The organism is Pseudoalteromonas piscicida, from assembly GCF_002208135.1.
Lineage (GTDB): Bacteria > Pseudomonadota > Gammaproteobacteria > Enterobacterales > Alteromonadaceae > Pseudoalteromonas > Pseudoalteromonas piscicida_A.
On record NZ_CP021646.1, the window covers coordinates 833,247 to 853,650 of the forward strand.

Sequence of the window (20,404 nt, forward strand, 5' to 3'; positions counted from 1 at the left end):
TAGGTTGTTATGAAGTTAGTTGAGATCAACAAGGCGCGTTATCGCAAACATTTAAATCAGGTTATTGTCGCTTGCGTTGTGGCGCTAACAGTCGGTAGTTTAGGGATTGCTCAGTTATTAATCCAATTATTTCCTGACTCAGATGGCAGCCACTTTCATTGGAATTTAACCGGCGTGCTAGTGACCAGCATTGTCATTGGGTTTGTACTCAAAAAGCATAAAGCGCACCCCTTTATGACCGAAGTTAGTTATGTGTGGGATTTAAAACAATCATTGAACAAAATCACCCGTAAAATGGCGAAGTTAAAACAGGCTGCACAGCAGGGGGATGTGGATGCGATGACAGCGATTCAGTATAGCTATGCGGGGTCTCGTCAACTGTGGCAGCTGGACGATAACACCATAACGATGGATGATTTGGCGATGTGGCAAGCAGAGCTAGATTCACTGGCTAACAAGTATCAAGTTGAAATAAAAGCAGAAAACTATAAAGAAACCATGTTGAAAAAGTACTAACAAAGCAGGTATGTTTCGGCGTTAAACTTTTTCACAATTTTTAATGTGACACTAATGTGTCAGAACGGTAATATAATAGTCTATTTTTCTATTAGAGGAACAAGCTAGACTGTGCTATTGCGTCATCGGTTTCACCAGTTCGGTTGGTTGGTTCTTATCAACTCTTTTTTTTCAATCTTAATTACCATAATGTTGTCAATACCAATCCTGTCGATTATAAAGGACTGACATTATTTTACGTTTCTGTATCAACGTGGAGCCATATGGCTTTACTCACAGCTTTAGTGAGTTTTGTCGCTATGCCGATAGTATGGTTACAGTCAAATAAAGTGAGATCCGCATGTCTTGCTTTATTTTATGCATTGTTTTTCGTAGCACTGATTGCAAATAGCTTGTGCTTTGAGCTTTACAAGTTTAATATCAACGGCGTTATTGTCGATATGTTGCTTGCAGGGCAAGTTATTGAGTTCTCACCAATTGCATGGGCTCAAGCAATTGCTATTTTTGTTTTAATATTTGTCTTCCAGTTTTACCTGTCAACGTGGCTGAGTAAGCCCCGTGCCGTGATGAAGTTGCGCTTTGGTCGAAAATTTACCAGTGTAACCGTTATTGCACTGTTGGCGAGCAATACAATTCATGCTTGGGCGAGTGCGACGATATATCAACCGATCACAGGGTTCAGCAAGTACTTGCCATTTTTTAAACCTGCTACAGCAAATTCCTTCATGCGGAAATATGGTTTTGTTGACGAGGAGGCACTAGCACAACAAAAATCAATGTCATTGCATCAGGGGCAGTTTAATTATCCTTTACAACATATTGAAGTAGAGCAAGTTGAAAAGTCTCTCGATATTGTTTTTGTGGTACTGGATTCATGGCGGTATGATGCTTTCAAAGAGCAAGTTACTCCCAATATTTGGCGATTCTCACAACAGGGAGTGACCTTCAATCAACACTTCTCCACTGGTAATTCTACACGCACAGGGGTTACAGGGCTGTTTTATGGCTTGCCTGGCACCGCTTGGCAGGACATTTACAATAATCGAGCAACCCCACTATTAATGGACAGAATGCGCGATTTGGGTTATCAATTTGGGGTATTTTCGTCTGCACAACTTATTCGTCCCGAGTTTAATGAAACCGTTTTTGCTCGCGTTGAGGGTCTAAAAACGCATACAGAAGGCGATGATGTATTAGCACGAGATAAGCAGGTCACTATAAACTGGTCTTCTTGGTATGCAAAGCGAGATCCAAATAAGCCTTCATCTAGTTTTATTTTCTATGATGCAATACATGGTTACGCAGTTCCTGAAGGTTATGAAGCTGGATTTGAGCCGATGCACGGACCCATCAACCATATGTTATTGGACAACGACTATGATAGAAAGCCAATTCTAAATCGTTATTTGACCAGTGCCCATTATGTAGATAGCCTCGCTGCAACTGTACTAGAGCAGCTTGATATCGAAAATACACTTGTGATTGTCACGTCAGACCATGGTGAAGAGCTTAATGACAACAAGCTTAACTACTGGGGACACAATAGTAATTTTACTGAGCCACAGATAAAGGTGCCGTTTATTGTTGTTGGGCCAAAAAGCGAAAAGTGGCAACATTGGCAAGCCTCAAACGCAATAACCAGTCACTTAGATGTGGTACCAAGGTTGATGAGTGAATACTTAGGGGTCAAAAACACGCCTGAAAATTATATTACGGGTTATAACTTAACCGGACCAGTCAAAGAGAGAAATTGGTTACTACTTAGCAGCTACAATAAATATGCGGTTGTGAGTAAGCAGCAAATTGTAGAAGTCTCGCCCATGGGAATCTATGAGACACTTGATAAAACTAACAAGCCATCCAAGCACGAGCCAAATTTTGAATATATTCAAGAGGCGATGCAACAGATCAGTCACTTTCAGTAGATAAAGGTGGGTTAAGTGTGCTGGTGGGCCGCTTTGTGCATCAGTACACACTAACCCGAGATATAATAACTAAGCGCTTAACGAGTAGAACTGAAAAGCGTTTTTCTTATCTTTTTTAACCGTATACATGGCGACATCAGCACATTCAATTAATTGGCTTAGCTCAACGGCATCCCTTGGGTAGCTTGCAATACCGATGCTCGCGCCAACTCGTAGTGGAAGCGGTTTCCCTTCTGGCGTTTGCCAAATCATCTCGGTGTTGATTGCCTCAAGTAAGTTTTCAGCTATGCGTTGTAATTTTTCCTGTTTAGCGCAGTGCAAGGCAATCAAAAACTCATCTCCTCCCCAGCGACAAACCACATCTTGCTCTCTAACCTGAGTACTAATTTGGGTGGCTATGTGTTTTAACATGGCGTCACCTGCGTTATGCCCATAAATATCATTGATGGGTTTAAACTCATCTAAGTCAAGAATAAATAAGCTGAATGGGATTTCGTTATCTAACCATTCGTTGATCTTGATTTCAGTACCATGGCGATTGTAAAGGCCAGTTAGCTTATCACGGTTAGCCTTTTTATTGAGTTCTTGAAACACGGTTTTTCTCAGCGTGATATCCGATAAAAACACCTGTAAGTAGAATTGTCCGCTACTTTCCACTCTAAGCATAATGACACTTAGCCAAACAGGTTGCTCGGTCAAGGGGTTAATAAACTCAAACTCTGACTGAGTTGGCTGATTAAGCTCTAACGTATGCTCCGTAAAAGTGTAGAGAATATCCGGTGTTTTGCAGTAGCGACCGAAACTCTCAGGAAAATATTCATCAAGGTCAATCGCCATGCCTGCAAGTAAATCACAAGCTGCATCATTAGCTAAGATCACTTCACCTTTGTCTTTTACGAGTAAAGTTGGAGAAGATGAGCGTTCAAACATGAGTCTAAAGCGCTTCTCAAGTACTTCAATATCCGCTCGCAACTTCCGCTCTTGTTCAAACATGGAAGCGGTTTTTGCGATAAGCTGGTTGGCATTACTCGCAATATCGCCGATTTCACTCGTTCTATGTCCTTTTGGCACGACTAAATTCAAAGGCGTCCCGGGAATAACTCTAGCAATTTGACTGCTTAAGTTACTCAGAGGTTTAGTAACTATGAAATGCGTAACTACAGTGAATATGATTAAGATAGGGATAATGACGACCAACAAGGTTTGAACACTTGAGCGGGCGATATCTCTAGCACTTTGCTCGATAAAAACAGAGTTTGGTTGTATATAGATCTCACCAACGATTTCACTCAATAAAAATGGATGATTAAGCTTAACAATGGTGGCATTTTGCGGTTTAAATCCTACGCTTTGAGCGAGCCACTTTTCTTCACTTTTTATTGCAGCTGAATAGATAACGTCGTTACTGACTAGGCCATTAATGACCTCTACAGCAAGGTCTTTGTCATTGAGATAAGTAGCAATAGAGGAAGAAGACGAAACGGTTTGGCCGATTTGCCCGATAATAGTATTAGAGCGCCGAAGTTCACGCTCAAAAATATGGTCGTGATACAACTTAGCGTAAAGCATTGAAAAAATAAAAGTCGAGACAACAAGCACGAGTGCCAGTCGCACGATCAACCCATACTTAGTCATAGATTTGATAGATTACCTTCACATCACCCGTCACAAAGTCCGCTGGAACGTAGCCGATTGCATTTGGCGTATTTCTTATATTTTCAAGTATAGCTGATGGTGAAGAAAATGACTGTGGGGGAGAAACTTTACCGCTGAATTTTATTCTCGACCAATAGGCGTTGATTTGGCTCTCGTTGCGCCCTGTCAGTGCTAAAAAAAAAGGGCCTCTTAGTGGGTGTGATTTTTCGTAGTCATAGGTCACGGCTATATCACCGTTAGGAAAGGCAACGTATTTTCCCATGTACATATCGATAAGTTGACGCTGTGATATAGAATCGGTTGGGTTATCTTTGTTGACGACGACGGCAATATCGGCGGTTGCTGAGATCGGATAAGAAATCAGGAAAAAAACAACAATAAGTAACCTTTTCATCAGAACACCCAATTAAAGCTAAGCGTAAAGGTGTTAAACGAAAGGTCTGGGTCACTAAATTGCTCTATATTGTGAAGGTAGAAAGCACTGGGTAGGTGATTTGTGGAAGTGTGTTTCCAGTTTAACTTCAATGCGAGTGTTGGGCTGAGTTCGCGCCGCCATGTTAAAGAGGTGCTGTTCTGATCCAATTGATAAAAGCCAGAGTATGTTGAGGCTTCTTCATAGAGATATAGTAATTCCGGTGATGGGGCTAATGGTCCAGCTTCAATCATTGTCTCATTATCTGATTCAGCGACAGAATAAGTAAAAGAGACAGTATCTAAGCCAAAGCGTTTGCCTAAGGTAACATATCCCGCCTTGAGATGGCTGAGGATGTTAGAGTTTGAGTCTGTTAACGATATTTCACTTTGTATTAGCCAGTCTGAGTCATCGTATCTCATGCTGAGCGCACTGTAGGTAAAGCGCTTATCAATAATATATAAAGAATCAATCAGTTCATTTTTGGTCGGCCAAATTTGCAATGGAACCTGATCTAAAGCATCACGCAATAACTTTTGCTGCTCATGCTCATTGGCGGATTTAGTCGTTGTGTAGTTGGCTCTAAACAGCCAGTTTAACGTTTCGTATTGCGCGACTATACCAACGATAGACTTGAGCTCTACATTCCAATAAAAGTCGATATCGCTATAGATTGGCGCTTCGGATCGTCCCCAATAAGCTTTGATACTTGCGATACCTTGTTCTAGAGGCACGCGATACTGAAGGTCTACGCCATCCAAGTTCTGATGAGGAATAATAGAATAAAACTCGACAGGAGGGTGTTCCATATCCATTGAATAACCGATATCTCGATACTCGGTCATCAGGAAAAAGTCTAAACCAGTACGACCCGCACGGATTTGCCAGTTTGAGTTTAAATTATAGCGTAAGAAAGCAAGCTTAATAGCGTTGTTTACTTCTCTATTTTGCTGTTTTTTCAAAAGCAGCTGCCCGACGAGCTCAAGATTATCACTTGCATGCCACTCGGCTTGTAATCCCAGAGAAGAAAATGAAAAGTCGAGTTCATCTTTGGCCACACCTGTTGGCTGCGAGATGGACTCTCTGATTTTGGCGGTGTGGGAATCTGTTTTAACCGCTTTAAGCGTAGCAAAGCCACTGAAATCGATGTCAGAGCCATAACTGAATGTAGTTAAAAACAGCAAACAAATAAAAACAGAGCGCATGAGATATATACGTTTTTACTTTCCTTTTTATATAGCCTAGTTCGAATTTTGACATTTACCAATGCGATGTCCGCCTTGGCCTTGTATAATGAACTTAGAGACACCATATCCCAGTTATGGTAGCATATTGTTATATTATCACATTAGGCAAGATTTAGACGTGGCAGAAGTAAGAGCGAGAGTCGGGCTGAATGTAGGGCAGCATAGTAATATCCCTGCAGAAATAGTTTCTTTTTCAGGGCTAAAAGATGGCCAAGAACATGTTGCGCTGGTATTTAATAGCGCAGACAGTCAGCAGCAAATTCCCCTAATTCGTATGCACTCTGAGTGCTTAACCGGCGATGTCTTTCATTCTTCTCGTTGTGATTGTGGCGAACAGTTAAATGAATGTATCGAGGCGATGCATGAACAAGGCGGCATTTTGTTATATTTGCGCCAAGAAGGTCGTGGCATTGGGCTGTACAATAAAATCGATGCTTACGTATTGCAATCACAAGGGATGAACACTTACGAGGCAAACAATCACCTCGGCTTTGAAGATGACTTAAGAGATTTCTCTGATGCCGTGTTGATGCTTCAGGCGCTCGGATTAAACCACGTTAAGTTAATGACGAACAACCCAAGAAAGCTAAAGGCGTTAAGAGAAGCGGGCATTACCGTCGATGAGGTAGTTGGCACTCAGGCGCATGTTAAGGCTGGGGTTTCTGGTAATGAACAGTATCTAAAAACGAAGATCCAACACGGAGCACACATGCTGGATATCAAAAAGATATCAAAAGCGGATTAGCCTAAGCGTCTATGCTTATCATAACAAGCCGACTAGATAAGTGCTTCGGTTGGCTTGTCATATCAAACATTCTATTCTCTTTCCTATCCCTTCAAACTTAAGATGTCCAAGTAGGTTACGTCTACCGCCAGTATTTGCTTAAAATATGCTAAAAAGCGCTGACAAATCCGCCTTTCATGCCTTTTCACTCGACGCGGTAATCAGTATAATCAAAGACGTTATAGCTTAAATTAAGTGGACTATGTCGACACCAATTAGAACATTCAAAGCAAGCATGGGCGTGCAGTGGCTAAAAGCCGGGTGGGCAATTTTCAAAACCCAGCCTATGACTTTCATGCTGATGTACATTTTTATGGCGGTAGTAAGTCTATTACCCCTGTTCGCACCTATTTTTCATATTATCGCTGCCTTGTCTGGTCCTTTCTTAAGTGCAGGCTTCTATCTTGCCGTTATCAATAAACAGATCAATAAACCAATAAAGTTGGCAGACATTTTTGAGCCTTTTGCAGCAAAAGGCCGCCGATTAAACTTGTTCCGAGTGGGTATTTATCAAATGGCTGGGGCGCTGTTACTGACAATGGTTGCTGGCGTGCTGTTTAGTGATGTGGCGACTGCGCTTGAGAGTGTAGGTCCAAACACCGATCCAAATGAACTTATCAGGCTTATTACTAGCAATATTAGTTTTGCCGAAGTTGCAGTATTTGTGATTGCGCAATCGGTCATTATGATGGCCTTTGCTTTTGTGGTGCCACAGGTATTTTTCCAAGGTGAAAAGCGCATTTTTCACGCAATGAAGTGCTCGCTTGCCGCTTTTTATCATAATATGGCAGCGCTGAGTATTTACGGTTTAGTCGTCGCAGCGCTTATCGTTGCGTCTATACCGCTGTCGATGATCCCGGCCATTATTATCATGCCAGTTGCTATGATCGGCTTTTTTGTTTCGTTTCAGGCGATGTTTATGCCAATTATCGTTGAAAAGACGAAAAACGATGACGGAGCTAACACCTCTCAATCTGATTCAGGGCGTTTTGACGCCTAATGGATGAGCAAGAAGTTAAAAAGCTAAAAAACTATGCAGTCTGGTTGTTGTCGAGACAAGAGTACTCTGAGTCGGGATTAACACAAAAGCTACTGCAAAAAGGGGCAACAGCAGAAGTCGCGGAGCAATTGGTGTCTTGGCTTAAGTCGCTCGATTACGTTAATGACGACCGTTATGCCGAAAGCTTTTTAAATCGGCAGATTGCGAAAGGACTTGGAGAAAAGCGCGTATTAATGGATGCGGGGCAAAAGGGTGTGAGTCGAGAGACTTTGCATGCGCTAATCGCAGAGCGTGAAATTGATTGGTACATGCAAGCCGCAAAAACCTATGAAAAAAAGTACGGTCTTTGTGCACAACCGATAGAATATAAAGAAAAAACTAAGCGCGTGCGCTACATGAGTTATCGTGGGTTTAGTTTTGATGAAATAGATTTTGCAATTGAAGCTGCAATGACTGCAGCAGAGCAAGAAGAAATAAAGGGTGAATGATCACATGCAGCATATGACTACCGCACAAATCAGGCAAAGCTTCTTAGATTTCTTTGCTAAACAACAGCACCAAGTGGTGCCTTCAAGCTCGTTAATTCCGGGTAATGATGCCACCTTACTGTTCACTAACGCAGGAATGGTGCAGTTTAAAGATGCCTTCTTGGGCGCGGAAAAACGCCCTTATACTCGAGCAACCAGTTCACAGCGCTGTGTTCGTGCTGGTGGTAAACATAATGACCTTGAAAACGTAGGTTACACCGCAAGACACCACACTTTCTTCGAAATGTTAGGTAACTTTAGCTTTGGTGACTATTTTAAAACCGACGCAATTAAGTTTGCTTGGGGCTTTTTAACGGATGTGATTAAGCTGCCAAAAGAAAAGCTGCTAGTCACGGTTTACCATGAAGACGACGAAGCATTTGATATCTGGTCAAAACAAGTAGGTGTTCCTGAAGACAGGATCATCCGCATTGCGACGGCGGATAACTTTTGGTCAATGGGCGATACAGGTCCTTGCGGTCCATGCTCTGAAATCTTTTATGACCACGGCGAGCACATTTGGGGTGGACCTCCGGGCTCACCAGAAGAAGACGGTGATCGCTTCATTGAGATCTGGAACTTAGTATTCATGCAGTACAACCGTCATGCAGACGGCACAATGGAACCGCTGCCAATGCAGTCGGTTGATACCGGAATGGGTCTTGAGCGTATCTCTGCAATTATGCAAGGTGTGCATTCAAACTATGAGATTGACCTGTTCCAAGCGCTGATTAAAGCAGCTGCAAAAGTAACAGATGCTCAAGATTTAGAAGATAAATCACTACGTGTGGTTGCTGACCACATTCGTTCGTGTGCGTTCCTTATTGCTGACGGCGTCATGCCATCGAATGAAGGTCGTGGTTACGTGCTACGTCGTATCATTCGTCGTGCAGTTCGCCACGGTAATAAACTCGGTGCAAAAGGGGCATTCTTCTATAAGTTAGTTGCTGCACTTGCTGAGCAAATGGGTGAAGCTTACCCTGAACTAGTGAAGCAACAAGCGATTATCGAAAAAGTATTGCGTATCGAAGAAGATCAGTTTGGTAAAACCTTAGACCGTGGTTTAACTATTCTAGAAGAAAGTCTAGCTGGTATTGAAGGCGACGTTATTCCAGGCGATTTAGTGTTTAAACTGTATGACACTTACGGCTTCCCTGCAGACTTAACGGCAGATGTGGCACGTGAGCGTTTTATGACGATCGACGAGCGCGGCTTCCAAGCATGTATGGAAGAGCAACGTAAAAAAGCGCAAGCGGCTGGCAAGTTTGGTGCAGATTACAACGAGCGCTTGAAGTCTGATAAAAACACTGACTTTAAAGGCTATGACGCTGAGCACTATACCGGCACTGTGGTTGAAATCTTTAAAGAAGGTCAACACACAAATACGTTAGAAGATGGTGAACAAGGTGTGGTTATCCTTGACCGCACGCCTTTCTATGCTGAATCAGGCGGCCAAGTTGGTGATACAGGTGTACTCAAAGTGGCTAACGGCGAGTTTGTGGTTACGGATACGCAAAAGTTAGGTAATGCATTTGCGCACCATGGTCATGTGGTTGGCCGCATAGGTGTTAACGATAAAGCTGATGCGCGTATTGACGCAGAGCGTCGCGAACGAGTGAAGAAAAACCACACTGCAACGCACTTGGTACACAAAGCACTGCGCGATTTGTTGGGTGACCATGTTACTCAAAAAGGTTCATTGGTACTGCCAGATCGTTTGCGTTTTGACTTCTCGCATTTTGAAGGTGTCACTAAAGCACAGCTGCAACAAGTAGAAGATGCTGTGAATGCAGAAATTCGCCGTAACTTTGCTTTGCAAACTGAGTTGATGGATATCGATGCTGCCAAAGATAAAGGTGCGATGGCGCTATTTGGCGAGAAGTATGACGATGAAGTTCGAGTCGTCTCAATCGGTGGATACTCAATTGAGCTTTGTGGTGGTACACACGTGAAACGCGCAGGTGATATTGGTCTATTCAAGATTGTCTCAGAAGGCGGTATCGCAGCTGGCGTTCGCCGTATTGAAGCGGTAACGGGAGCTGATGCCATCGCTTATGTTAATGAGCAAGAGCAAGTGCTTTCTGAAATTGCGGCTTTGGTTAAGGGTGATACTTCATCAGTGCTAGAAAAAGTATCTGCGCTACTTGAAAAGTCAAAAGGCCTTGAAAAGCAAGTTGCTCAGCTAAATGACAAACTAGCAAGTGCTGCTGGCGCAACGCTACTTGACTCTGTAATGGAAGTGAATGGGATTAAATTACTCGTTGCAAATGTTGTAGGAACCGAGTCTAAAGCACTACGCGGCATGGTCGATGACCTAAAGAACAAGATTGGCTCAGGTGTTATTGCGCTAGGTGTAGCAAATGGCGATAAAGTAAGCCTAATCGCTGGTGTAACGAAAGACCTAGTCGGTCAGGTAAAAGCAGGTGAACTAGTTAATCACATGGCTTCTCAAGTCGGTGGTAAAGGTGGCGGTCGTCCTGATATGGCGCAAGCTGGTGGTTCACAACCAGAAAACCTAGATGCAGCACTAAACAGTGTTCCTACTTGGTTAAATGAAGTAACGCAGTAATCAGCAAGTGGCGCTGATTGTACAAAAGTTTGGCGGCACTTCGGTCGGTTCAATAGAGCGTATCGAGGCGGTTGCCGAACACGTTATCAAAACACAACAACAAGGCCACCAAGTGGTGGTCGTGTTGTCTGCAATGTCAGGCGAGACAAACCGCCTTATTTCCCTTGCTCAACAAATCGATGCACGTCCGAGTTCTCGTGAGCTAGATGTGTTGATCACCACCGGCGAACAAGTTTCTATCGCGTTATTGGCGATGGCCATTATTAAACGTGGGCACTCTGCAGTGAGCTTACTTGCTGATCAGGTTGGCATTAAAACTGATAACATGTTCTCTAAAGCTCGGATCATGGAAATTGACACTACCCGCTTAAAGCAAGAGCTTGAGCATAATCGGATAACCATTATTGCCGGATTTCAAGGGCGTGATGAGGAAGGTAATATCACCACGCTGGGGCGCGGTGGTACAGATACCTCAGCAGTTGAAATCGCTGGCGCTTTGCAAGCGGACGAGTGTCAAATTTATACCGATGTAGACGGTGTTTACACTACTGATCCGCGAATAGAGCCACATGCGAGGCGTTTATCACATATTACCTTTCCTGAAATGTTGGAGCTGGCAAGTGTTGGCGCTAAAGTCTTGCAGATCCGTTCGGTTGAAGCGGCCGGCCGATATAATGTACCGCTTCGTGTACTTTCTTCGTTTTCTCCTGATAACGGCACCTTAATTAGCTATGAGGAAGGTAAGATGAAAAACACCAAAGTGGTCTCTGGGGTAGCGAGTGTTAAAGACGAAGCACTTATCTTAGTGAAAAATGTAGATGCAAAACCGAGTAACTTTGCCAATATGCTTTCTCTTCTCGGTGAGCATCATATCGAAATCGATATGATTAACCATTTGAACCACAGTGAGAAAAAAATAGACTATGCTTTTACTGTGCACACAAATGATTGTATTCTGGCGGAAGAAGTTTTAGCGCAACATGCACAAAATTTAGGTGGCGCAACGGTAGAGGTTAATGCTAACGTGGCAAAAATCTCAGCGGTTGGCATCGGGATGAAATCTCATTCAGGTGTTGCTGGCCTCTTTTTTATGGCATTGGCCGAAGAAAATATTCACACTCTATTGGTATCTACATCAGAGATAAAAATCTCGGTACTAGTAGAAGAAAAATATTTAGAGCTAGCTGTACGGGCTTTACATGCCAAATTCGAATTGGAAAGTACTGAGTAAAAGAAGTTTTTGCTTACTTTTCTGGGAACTTTTATTTAAAATGGATTTGACGCGGAATCTTTTAAATTTTGGAATAACAGGAGCAAGAGAATGCTAATACTAACTCGTCGAGTAGGTGAAACCCTGATGATTGGTGATGAAGTGACTGTAACAGTACTAGGTGTTAAAGGTAACCAAGTACGTATTGGTGTAAATGCGCCTAAAGATGTTTCAGTTCACCGTGAAGAAATTTACATGCGAATTCAGGCTGAGAAATCTAGCCCGGGCAATATGTAATTGACCAAATACTGAATTACGATGCCAGTTAACACGTGTTAACTGGTATAAAAACCCCGCCACTGCGGGGTTTCTTATTTCTGGCTTTGCTCAGACAAAAAAGCAATCGCTTCTTCGTTAAGTCCCGCTTTACTGATGTAGCTCGGTTTGTTTTGGTGAAACACCAAAAAACCTCTGGTTGTTTCAACGAGTTTATCTAAGTCGTCAAATGGGTAAGAAAACTCGGCATGTGTCGCTTTGGTGCTAATGCCACTTCTAGTGATTGAAACTTCAACTATATTACCCGCCGCGCGAGAATACGACTGTCTTATTACCCACCAAGCTTTGCGATAGTAGAAAGCGACGCACTCAACCACTGCCAGTAGAATAAGAAAGTTCCCGACGTAGTGCTCCTGCAAACCATAAATAGCAAATAGCCCCAGTGCAATTAGCAGTACAAGCAAGCCATATTTTGGTTTAACAGCAAGTCCATTGGCTTCAGACTCTTCAAAGCACTCTCGATAGTAAGCTTTATCTAACTTAAATTGACTTTGAAAAGATAAATTTTCATTTTGTTCAAGGGGCGACATAGATGATCGTTTTGGTAAAAATTTACCCTTATTATACCAATCTATATTGGAAAAGCTGTAACGCGAATAAATTGTTTGCAGCTCCCCTTTACTATATCCAGCGAAATACGCGCCATACAAGGTGACGTTTACGTAAACGTTAGATTTTGGTCAGTCCAATTTACAACTTACCTTGCATAATCACAAATCCATTCTATGTTCATTAAAATCTCAGTATTAGTTGGCGCTATTTTGAATATTTTTCATATTTATTATGTTAATTTCCCATATTTATTAGTACTTTTCTAGCTAACTCATTGATTGTTTTTAAGTTAAGTGTTTTGGTAATACCAATTTACAGCGAGCTTTACAGTGGAACATTTTTTGTTATAAGGTGAATAAATATCTACAAAAAGCGAAGGTTTATACCAGTTAGTTAACATCGAACAGGAAAACCAAACAGCAAGTAAGGGGTAATAATGGATATTGGAGCGCAGTTACTGCAAGCAGGAAATCTTATGCTGACCGGTATGGTTGGGGTTTTTGTTTTTCTGTCCATTTTGATTTTTGCGATGCGACTATTGGCCAACTTTGCCGCTCAATTTAAAGAAGTAGAGCCAAATACCACAAGATCAAAAACAACCAGAGCAACATCGTCACAGAGTGTGCCGCAGGCACATATTGCAGCCATTGGCGCTGCCGTTGCAGCCTACAGGAAAAACAATTAAGAGGGGTTTTGCATGTCACAGTTAAAGCTAACCGAACTAGTGCTGCGCGATGCGCATCAGTCATTACTCGCCACCAGAATGCGCTTGGAAGATATGCTTCCTATCGCCGAGAAGCTCGACAATATGGGTTACTGGTCCGTTGAATCATGGGGGGAGCTACCTTCGACTCGTGTATTCGTTACTTAGGCGAAGATCCTTGGGAGCGGATCCGTGCGCTGAAAGCTGCGATGCCAAAAACCAAACAGCAAATGCTACTGCGTGGCCAAAATCTGTTAGGCTATCGTCATTATGCTGATGATGTTGTCGAAAAGTTTGTTGAACGTGCCCACCATAACGGGGTGGATGTATTTAGAATATTCGATGCAATGAACGACGTACGCAACTTAGAAACGGCTATCAAAGCAGCTATCAGAGTAGGCGCCCATGCGCAGGGGACGATTTCGTATACCGTAAGCCCAGTTCATACGCTGGAAATGTGGCTCACGCAAGCTAAGCAGCTTGAAGACTTAGGGTGTCATTCTATTTGTATCAAGGACATGGCTGGGTTACTGAAACCCTATGACGCCGAAAAATTAATCTCTGGGCTTAAAGCGTCCGTCTCTATTCCTATCGCAATGCAGTGTCATGCAACCACAGGACTCAGCACAGCAACTTATCAAAAAGCCATCGATGCGGGTATCGATATGCTCGATACGGCGATTTCTTCGATGAGTATGACCTATGGCCATAGCGCAACAGAAACTATCGCGGCGATTGTTGAAGGCACAGAACGTGATACTGGGCTTGATCTGCTTGAGCTTGAAGAGATAGCAGCCTATTTCCGTGAAGTGAGAAAGAAATATGCCGCTTTTGAGGGCAGCTTAAAAGGGGTAGATGGTCGTATTCTATCTGCACAAGTGCCTGGTGGCATGTTAACGAACATGGAAAACCAATTGCGAGAGCAAGGTGCAGGAGACAAGCTTGACGCAGTACTAAAAGAAATTCCAAGTGTTCGTAAAGAACTTGGCTACTTGCCGCTCGTAACACCAACCTCACAGATAGTCGGGACGCAAGCGGTACTAAACGTACTTACCGGTGAGCGTTACAAGTCTATAACTAAAGAAACGGCTGGCGTGCTGAAAGGCGAATATGGGGCGACACCTGCGCAAGTCGACCAAGCTTTGCAACAGCGAGTGCTTGAAGGCGCAGAGCCTATTACCTGCCGTCCTGCCGACTTAATTGAACCTGAGCTAGATAGTTTACAAAGCGAGCTAGTCGCGACGGCAAAAGAGGAGCAAATTACGTTGGCAAATGAGGTCATTGATGATGTGCTTACCTATGCGTTATTCCCTCAGATTGGCCTTAAATTCCTGAAAAATCGGAATAACCCAGATGCGTTTGAGCCAAAACCAACGCTTGTTGAAAGCAAAGAACAAAAAGCTGCAGCGGCGCCCACTAAAGCAAATTCATCGGCACCTGAGCGTTATAGCGTAAAAGTGGATGGCAAAGTATACGATGTGGTGGTTGCGCCAGGTGGTGAGTTGAAAGAAGTACAAGTTAAAGACAGTGAGCTTATCCCGCAATCAACCTCGGTGAGCTCCAGTGAAACTCTGAATGCACCACTTGCTGGCAACATCTTTAAGCTTATGGTGCGCGCAGGTGATGAAGTGCAAGAAGGCGATGTGGTGCTCATCATGGAAGCCATGAAAATGGAAACCGAGGTGCGTGCAACACACAGTGGCCAAGTTGCAGAGCTACTCGTCTCTGAAGGCGACTCCGTCAGTGCTGGCGATGCCATCATGTCTTTAGCATAAGGATGTCGTGATGGAAGGGTTACTTAATTTATGGCAAGCAACAGGGCTTGCCAACTTCACCGTGCCTGCACTTTGCATGATGGCTGTGGGCTGCGGACTTTTGTATCTTGCGATCGCCAAAGGCTTTGAGCCGTTACTATTGGTGCCCATTGGCTTTGGCGCCATACTCACGAATATTCCTGTTGCTGGACTTGCAGATCCTGGCGGACTCTTGTACTACGTGTATTACATTGGTATAGACAGCGGGGTATTCCCCTTGCTGATCTTCATGGGGGTTGGCGCGATGACAGACTTTAGTGCCTTGATAGCCAACCCCAAAATGCTGTTGCTTGGTGCCGCAGCTCAATTTGGGATCTTTGCCACTTTGTTTGGGGCTATCTTGCTGAACTACATTCCGGGCTTTGAGTTTACCCTGCAAGATGCCTCTGCAATCGCCATTATTGGCGGTGCAGATGGGCCAACTGCGATATTCCTCGCGTCTAAGCTTGCGCCAGAGTTACTGGGGGCCATTGCGGTGGCGGCCTATTCGTATATGGCGTTGGTACCAATCATTCAACCACCAATCATGAAAGCACTCACGACGCAAGAAGAGCGTCAGATTGCGATGCCGCAGCTGCGCCATGTATCAAAAACCGAAAAAGTCCTATTCCCTCTGGCGGTGCTGGGGCTGACGATACTGTTTTTACCCGCTGCAACACCTTTGGTTGGCATGTTCTGCTTGGGTAACTTGATGAAAGAGTGTGGTGTAGTAGACCGCTTGAGTAAAACGGCGCAAAACGAGTTGATTAATATCACCACTATTTTTCTCGGGTTGGCGGTTGGCTCAAAGCTGGCGGCAGATCAATTCTTAACCGTTGAAACGCTGGGGATTCTAGCATTAGGCGCTGTAGCTTTTGGAATTGGTACCGCAGCTGGTGTATTAATGGCTAAAACCATGAATAAGTTTAGCGATACACCCATTAATCCACTGGTTGGTGCCGCAGGGGTATCCGCAGTACCAATGGCTGCGCGTGTGGTCAATAAGGTCGGCCTTGAAAGTAACCCGCATAACTTCTTGTTGATGCACGCGATGGGCCCCAACGTAGCGGGTGTATTGGGCAGCGCGGTTGCTGCTGGTATTTTGCTTGCACTTGTAGGTTAATTTGCACTTCTCCAACCATTTGCGTGGCGATTTTAGATTGCCGCGCATTTTTATTGCTGGACTTTATATTCTTGAACTTGATAGTCTTTCGTCACTTTTAATTAACACGAACAACTTCAGGTGAAGTTTTTAGCTACTTTCTTATTCTTGTTACCCTGCGTGGCAGGTGCAGCGGAAACATCGACTTTAGTGGTAACGCCGATTGCAGAGCATGTTTATAAACATGAATCTTCGCTACAAGTTGAGCCTTGGGGGTTAGTGGCAGGCTCTGGGCTGGTTGTGGTCGACGGTCAAGATGCGTATATTGTTGATACACCTTGGACCGAGCAGGACACAGAAGCGCTGCTTTTATGGACTGAGGACCGCAAGCTCAATGTTAAAGGGGCGGTGGTCACGCATTACCATCAAGATGCAAGCGGTGGCCTAGTGGTATTAAATAAACATCAGATCCCAACCTATGCATCAGCCCAAACTAACCATCTATTAGCCCAAAAACACAGCACAATCGCGTCACATAATTTGCCGCAAGCCTCATCAGCGATTAAGCCAGGTGTCGTTGAAACCTATTACCCAGGTGCAGGGCACTCGAAAGACAATATTGTCGTGTGGCTGCCACAATCTAAAACTTTATTCGCTGGATGCTTTGTGAAAAGTGTGGCGAGTAAAAATTTAGGTAACTTGGAGGATGCTTCGGTTGATGAGTGGCAAGCATCTATACACAATGTATTGAGCCGATATCCGGAAATAAACATGGTTGTCCCTGGACATGGTAAAGAAGGGGATTTATCTTTGTTGCACCATACCGTTGAGTTAATCAAAATCGAGCAATCAAAAGGTAAATAAAGGACTGGCATGAAATTTATTCCATTTCGTAATTTACGCTGTCCGGGTTTAGAAACTGCACTGTGGTATTGTCGCTTGTTGTTTTTGACGGGTGTAGCCTTGATAGTGCTTGGGGTGATCAAAGAGGGGATTGCAATCTATCATTGGCTAGTCGCCGTGATAGAAAATGGCGACGCGCCAATAAAAGCAGCCTATCTCTATGACTTAGATTTGCTTTCCCACCCGAACTTTCATTTGATCATTGTTGGAGTGGTGAAGATATACTTCTCCTGTGGCCTTGCGATTAAATTGAAAACAATGTCCCATGAGCAGGCGTCACAAAATTAACGAATACCACGTAAAGGAATCTCTTAGACTCTTTTACGTGGCAGAGTTACTATTTAAAAATTAATACTCCAGCTGTCCGCCATTTTGGATAAAGGCGACATATTCGTTCCAAACATCTTCAACACTTCGGCCCAAGATGTGTTGAAATGCAGCATCGAATGACCAGGTATAATTGCCCATATCTTTCGCCGCTTTATTAAACTTGTAGATAAACTCTGAGTCGTGCTGTTGTTTGACGTAATGCAAGAAAAACCCAGTTGTGGTGTAGCCACTAAGCCAGCGTTTAGCGTTGATGATATCTGGTGAGCGAGATTTATGAAAACCAGCACCGATCCGCACTGCATCAGCTAGACCTTCGGTGTAAGCCCAGTTTGCCTTGCCATCACCATAGCCGTCATGAGTCAGCGGCGAGTTATTGTAACCATGGGTGACTTCGTGGAATAAAATGCCGTCGATCTCATCACGGATCACGGCATCGTTGTTATTATTATCGCGATAAATACGCTCTAAGTGCGCGGTGCTCACGACGATAGTCATCTCACCCGAGCCGTCTTGTCCCATCTTGTAGGCAACGAAATCCTTACCCCAATGATCTTTGGCTCTCAGCTCAAACTGCAATTTTCTAAAACGCTGGGATTCACTGGCGTCGCGGTATAGCAGTTTTGCTACATCCACACAGCGCTCGGCCATGTGTGCAGCTGGGTTTGGTATGATCCGTTTAAATAATGCTGAGCCTTGTGTTTCGGGATTTACATCAACAAAGTTTACTTCCGGACGTTGCCACGTGTCGTTTGGTGGTGTGCTATCGCTACTGACGGTTAATTCATAATTGGCGCTTTGGAAACCGTGTACAGAGACATAAACCGGTGCGTTTGAGCTTATATCACAGCGCTCGTTGGAGCTGGCATCATTGATACTTTGGCAGTCATAACTTGAGGTGGTCGGTTGGCTATTTGCTTTTAGGTATAGATCTGCATCACCGCTGCCGGTCAAGGTTGCTGTGATAGGTGCTGAGCTTTTAAATGGCCCAAAATGCGCCCATTGGCCAGGGGTAACGCTGCCACTTCGGTTAAATGGCAGCGCTGTACCATCGTTTGCCGGAGCACCGATAAATTCTATTTCTGCAAGCTGTAACAGATTGGCACCTTGCGTTGCGGTGACATTTAAGCGCACAAAGCGGTACGCTTGATTGGCACTGACATTGAACTGTTTAGTTTGATGTCTCGAAGCAAAACTTTGATTGTTTTGCGAATCTATAGTGAACCACACTTGACCGTCTTGAGAGCCTTGAAGCGTCCAATTTTTAGGATCTCTTTGTGGCGCATCGTTCGCGGAAGTGAGGGTGTAAGCTGTTAAATTAACCGCTTCGCTAAACGCATAACTTATCCAACCGGAAGCTGAAAAAGTAAGCCACTTGCTGTAGTGGTTATTATCAAATGCGTTGACTTTGCCTTCATAGGGTTGGTTTTCTCCAGAAACGCTGATAGCAGCGGCATTGGCAGTTGTCAGATCGCTGTTTGCGTGCGCAGAGCTTAAGCCCAAGCTCACCAAAGCGGTTGCTATAAGAGAGCGTTGGAATCGCGTTTTAGCTATAGTGATGTTCATGTTGACCTCTTTTGTATCGTTCCACTTTTTTGTGGGCAGATATCGGTTGATGTTGTATCCATGGTTATTTTATTTTTGCGCCCAAATGGATTTGGAACGGTTTAATTGTTGTTGCTTTTATGTACGTTTGTCAAATGAAAATTTACTTTAATTTAACGATAAGGGCAGAATTGGCGTTCCGAATTTAGGTTAAATCACGATGCGAAGGCTAGCACCATCAGGCTTTACAGGGCGTAATGTTAGAGATGTTATTTATTGTTATCTGAGTTGGGTTGGAGTGTGTTTGATTGATTTTTCGGGATTTTTTTATTCGCAGTCTCTTGGGCTGCATTTTGTTTGCGTTGTTTCTTTTGTAATCGCTTTCGCTCAGCTTTAGTCACATGCTTTGCCACCCATTTAGCAATCTTTTGCATGAGCATTGGAGGGAAGTCATGGCCCATCCCATTGACCAGTTTTAGTTTGGATTTGCGAATAGTAGCGGCGGTTTGCTGGCCTGCGGCCGCGGGAAAAATAGGGTCGTCGGTACCATGGATCACAAGTGTAGGCGTTTTTATCTTTGCCAGCGTGTGCTTGCGACATTGGCTTGCGACAATCGCCGCAAGCTGACGCTTAAATCCTTGCGGGTTATGTGCGCGTTCAATACTGTGTTTGGCTTGTTGATGTAGCGTCCCTTCGTCTTGAGGGTAGGCGGGACTGCCGATCAGCTGATTGAGTTTTATATTGTATTGAATGGCTGATTGGTGGCAGTCTGACTTTGGCCGTGCTTTTGCCAGTTGCAGCATGACTTTTACATTTGCTGCGGTAAACTTGGGATACGCTGAGGTTGACATAATTGAGGTCAAACTTACCACTTTCTTTTTATGCTTAGCGGCAACGATTTGTGCAATCATCCCGCCCATAGAAGCACCAACAAGGTGGGCGCGTTTAATCTTAAGTCCTGCCATCAAAGCGACAACATCTTCGGCCATATCTTCTAGGGTATAGGGAACTGAAGCGCGGATGGGAAGTTTTTTACTCAGCATGGTTTTTATCACACTCGGTGAACCTAAATGGTCCAAGTGGCTCGATAATCCCGTGTCGCGATTATCAAAACGGATCACCCGAAAACCTTTATTGACTAGCCCAAAGTACAATTCATCTGGCCAAATTGTCATTTGTGCCCCAAGACCCATTATCAAAATAATGACAGGGGCGTGAGGCGCTCCCTCGTCCTGATAATGTATGCTGATCCCGGTTGCAATCTTGATATCGGTCATTGTCGCGAATGTTTAGCTTG

General features: G+C 44.0%; 18 protein-coding genes and 1 pseudogene. 13 read left to right on the plus strand and 6 right to left on the minus strand.

Translation table 11 applies throughout. The features are described from left to right. Positions 1 to 9: 9 nt before the first annotated feature. Positions 10 to 516 carry a DUF3087 domain-containing protein gene (locus B1L02_RS03965; RefSeq protein WP_088530001.1) on the plus strand — a complete coding sequence of 169 codons (507 nt, stop codon included), beginning with the start codon at positions 10 to 12 and terminating at the stop codon, positions 514 to 516. A gap of 143 nt (positions 517 to 659) precedes the next feature. Then, positions 660 to 2,441: a DUF3413 domain-containing protein gene (locus B1L02_RS03970; RefSeq protein WP_223191930.1), complete on the plus strand. Its 1,782-nt coding sequence runs from the start codon at positions 660 to 662 to the stop codon at positions 2,439 to 2,441. Positions 2,442 to 2,510: 69 nt separating this feature from the next. Here B1L02_RS03970 and B1L02_RS03975 read toward each other — a convergent pair whose 3' ends face one another. From B1L02_RS03975 to B1L02_RS03985, 3 genes are read right to left on the minus strand one after another with little or no spacing between them, the layout of a single operon-like run. Further along, a complete protein-coding gene (locus B1L02_RS03975) occupies positions 2,511 to 4,076 on the minus strand; it encodes a sensor domain-containing diguanylate cyclase (RefSeq protein ID WP_088530003.1) in 1,566 nt (521 codons plus the stop codon). Then, positions 4,069 to 4,491 (minus strand): hypothetical protein, encoded by a 423-nt coding sequence (locus B1L02_RS03980; RefSeq protein WP_088530004.1) that lies wholly within the window; start codon positions 4,489 to 4,491, stop codon positions 4,069 to 4,071. Before B1L02_RS03980 ends, B1L02_RS03975 begins: the two co-directional genes overlap by 8 nt. Continuing rightward, positions 4,491 to 5,714, minus strand: coding sequence for a hypothetical protein (locus B1L02_RS03985; protein WP_088530005.1), 1,224 nt, complete (start codon positions 5,712 to 5,714; stop codon positions 4,491 to 4,493). Before B1L02_RS03985 ends, B1L02_RS03980 begins: the two co-directional genes overlap by 1 nt. A 160-nt stretch (positions 5,715 to 5,874) precedes the next feature. Between B1L02_RS03985 and B1L02_RS03990 the strand changes: the two genes are divergently transcribed. The 6 genes from B1L02_RS03990 (at position 5,875) to csrA (ending at position 12,143) form a co-directional block, all read left to right on the plus strand. Beyond that, a complete protein-coding gene (locus B1L02_RS03990) occupies positions 5,875 to 6,501 on the plus strand; it encodes a GTP cyclohydrolase II (RefSeq protein WP_088532238.1) in 627 nt (208 codons plus the stop codon). A gap of 241 nt (positions 6,502 to 6,742) precedes the next feature. Then, positions 6,743 to 7,540: a BPSS1780 family membrane protein gene (locus B1L02_RS03995; RefSeq protein ID WP_088530006.1), complete on the plus strand. Its 798-nt coding sequence runs from the start codon at positions 6,743 to 6,745 to the stop codon at positions 7,538 to 7,540. Continuing rightward, positions 7,540 to 8,028 carry a regulatory protein RecX gene (locus B1L02_RS04000; protein ID WP_088530007.1) on the plus strand — a complete coding sequence of 163 codons (489 nt, stop codon included), beginning with the start codon at positions 7,540 to 7,542 and terminating at the stop codon, positions 8,026 to 8,028. Before B1L02_RS03995 ends, B1L02_RS04000 begins: the two co-directional genes overlap by 1 nt. Before the next feature lie 4 nt (positions 8,029 to 8,032). Continuing rightward, positions 8,033 to 10,636: an alanine--tRNA ligase gene (gene alaS / locus B1L02_RS04005; RefSeq protein WP_088532239.1), complete on the plus strand. Its 2,604-nt coding sequence runs from the start codon at positions 8,033 to 8,035 to the stop codon at positions 10,634 to 10,636. 7 nt (positions 10,637 to 10,643) lie between these two features. Continuing rightward, positions 10,644 to 11,867 carry an aspartate kinase gene (locus B1L02_RS04010; protein WP_088530008.1) on the plus strand — a complete coding sequence of 408 codons (1,224 nt, stop codon included), beginning with the start codon at positions 10,644 to 10,646 and terminating at the stop codon, positions 11,865 to 11,867. Positions 11,868 to 11,957: 90 nt separating this feature from the next. After that, positions 11,958 to 12,143 carry a carbon storage regulator CsrA gene (gene csrA / locus B1L02_RS04015; RefSeq protein ID WP_010375935.1) on the plus strand — a complete coding sequence of 62 codons (186 nt, stop codon included), beginning with the start codon at positions 11,958 to 11,960 and terminating at the stop codon, positions 12,141 to 12,143. A 74-nt stretch (positions 12,144 to 12,217) separates the two neighbouring features. Here the strand turns inward: csrA and B1L02_RS04020 are convergent, their stop codons facing one another. Further along, positions 12,218 to 12,712: a YcxB family protein gene (locus B1L02_RS04020; protein ID WP_088530009.1), complete on the minus strand. Its 495-nt coding sequence runs from the start codon at positions 12,710 to 12,712 to the stop codon at positions 12,218 to 12,220. A 458-nt stretch (positions 12,713 to 13,170) separates the two neighbouring features. Between B1L02_RS04020 and B1L02_RS04025 the strand changes: the two genes are divergently transcribed. From B1L02_RS04025 to B1L02_RS04045, 5 genes and pseudogenes are all read left to right on the plus strand, one after another. Continuing rightward, positions 13,171 to 13,419, plus strand: a complete 249-nt coding sequence (locus tag B1L02_RS04025) for an OadG family protein (protein WP_088530010.1) — start codon at positions 13,171 to 13,173, stop codon at positions 13,417 to 13,419. Between the two features lie 12 nt (positions 13,420 to 13,431). Continuing rightward, positions 13,432 to 15,212 (plus strand): annotated as a pseudogene (oadA, locus tag B1L02_RS04030) (sodium-extruding oxaloacetate decarboxylase subunit alpha). A 10-nt stretch (positions 15,213 to 15,222) separates the two neighbouring features. Continuing rightward, positions 15,223 to 16,353, plus strand: coding sequence for a sodium ion-translocating decarboxylase subunit beta (locus B1L02_RS04035; RefSeq protein WP_088530011.1), 1,131 nt, complete (start codon positions 15,223 to 15,225; stop codon positions 16,351 to 16,353). Between the two features lie 120 nt (positions 16,354 to 16,473). After that, the gene (gene bla, locus B1L02_RS04040; protein ID WP_088530012.1) at positions 16,474 to 17,196 is read left to right on the plus strand and encodes a subclass B1 metallo-beta-lactamase; all 723 of its coding nucleotides are present in this window, start codon (positions 16,474 to 16,476) and stop codon (positions 17,194 to 17,196) included. Positions 17,197 to 17,205: 9 nt separating this feature from the next. Further along, the gene (locus B1L02_RS04045) at positions 17,206 to 17,523 is read left to right on the plus strand and encodes a hypothetical protein (protein ID WP_088530013.1); all 318 of its coding nucleotides are present in this window, start codon (positions 17,206 to 17,208) and stop codon (positions 17,521 to 17,523) included. Between the two features lie 60 nt (positions 17,524 to 17,583). Here B1L02_RS04045 and B1L02_RS25050 read toward each other — a convergent pair whose 3' ends face one another. Further along, entirely contained in the window at positions 17,584 to 19,128 is a 1,545-nt protein-coding gene (locus B1L02_RS25050; RefSeq protein WP_088530014.1) for a basic secretory protein-like protein, read from the minus strand. A gap of 248 nt (positions 19,129 to 19,376) precedes the next feature. Continuing rightward, on the minus strand, positions 19,377 to 20,384 hold the full coding sequence (locus B1L02_RS04055; RefSeq protein WP_088530015.1) for an alpha/beta fold hydrolase: 1,008 nt from the start codon (positions 20,382 to 20,384) through the stop codon (positions 19,377 to 19,379). Positions 20,385 to 20,404 lie beyond the last annotated feature (20 nt).

Bases quoted from the DNA above. Each gene is read 5' to 3' on its own strand.
- B1L02_RS04035 (WP_088530011.1), top strand. From the start codon at position 15,223: ATGGAAGGGTTACTTAATTTATGGCAAGCAACAGGGCTTGCCAACTTC.
- B1L02_RS03975 (WP_088530003.1), bottom strand. From the start codon at position 4,076: ATGACTAAGTATGGGTTGATCGTGCGACTGGCACTCGTGCTTGTTGTC.
- B1L02_RS03995 (WP_088530006.1), top strand. From the start codon at position 6,743: ATGTCGACACCAATTAGAACATTCAAAGCAAGCATGGGCGTGCAGTGG.
- csrA (WP_010375935.1), top strand. From the start codon at position 11,958: ATGCTAATACTAACTCGTCGAGTAGGTGAAACCCTGATGATTGGTGAT.
- B1L02_RS03980 (WP_088530004.1), bottom strand. From the start codon at position 4,491: ATGAAAAGGTTACTTATTGTTGTTTTTTTCCTGATTTCTTATCCGATC.
- B1L02_RS03965 (WP_088530001.1), top strand. From the start codon at position 10: ATGAAGTTAGTTGAGATCAACAAGGCGCGTTATCGCAAACATTTAAAT.
- B1L02_RS25050 (WP_088530014.1), bottom strand. From the start codon at position 19,128: ATGAACATCACTATAGCTAAAACGCGATTCCAACGCTCTCTTATAGCA.
- B1L02_RS04000 (WP_088530007.1), top strand. From the start codon at position 7,540: ATGGATGAGCAAGAAGTTAAAAAGCTAAAAAACTATGCAGTCTGGTTG.
- B1L02_RS04020 (WP_088530009.1), bottom strand. From the start codon at position 12,712: ATGTCGCCCCTTGAACAAAATGAAAATTTATCTTTTCAAAGTCAATTT.
- B1L02_RS04025 (WP_088530010.1), top strand. From the start codon at position 13,171: ATGGATATTGGAGCGCAGTTACTGCAAGCAGGAAATCTTATGCTGACC.
- alaS (WP_088532239.1), top strand. From the start codon at position 8,033: ATGCAGCATATGACTACCGCACAAATCAGGCAAAGCTTCTTAGATTTC.
- B1L02_RS04045 (WP_088530013.1), top strand. From the start codon at position 17,206: ATGAAATTTATTCCATTTCGTAATTTACGCTGTCCGGGTTTAGAAACT.
- B1L02_RS03985 (WP_088530005.1), bottom strand. From the start codon at position 5,714: ATGCGCTCTGTTTTTATTTGTTTGCTGTTTTTAACTACATTCAGTTAT.
- B1L02_RS04055 (WP_088530015.1), bottom strand. From the start codon at position 20,384: ATGACCGATATCAAGATTGCAACCGGGATCAGCATACATTATCAGGAC.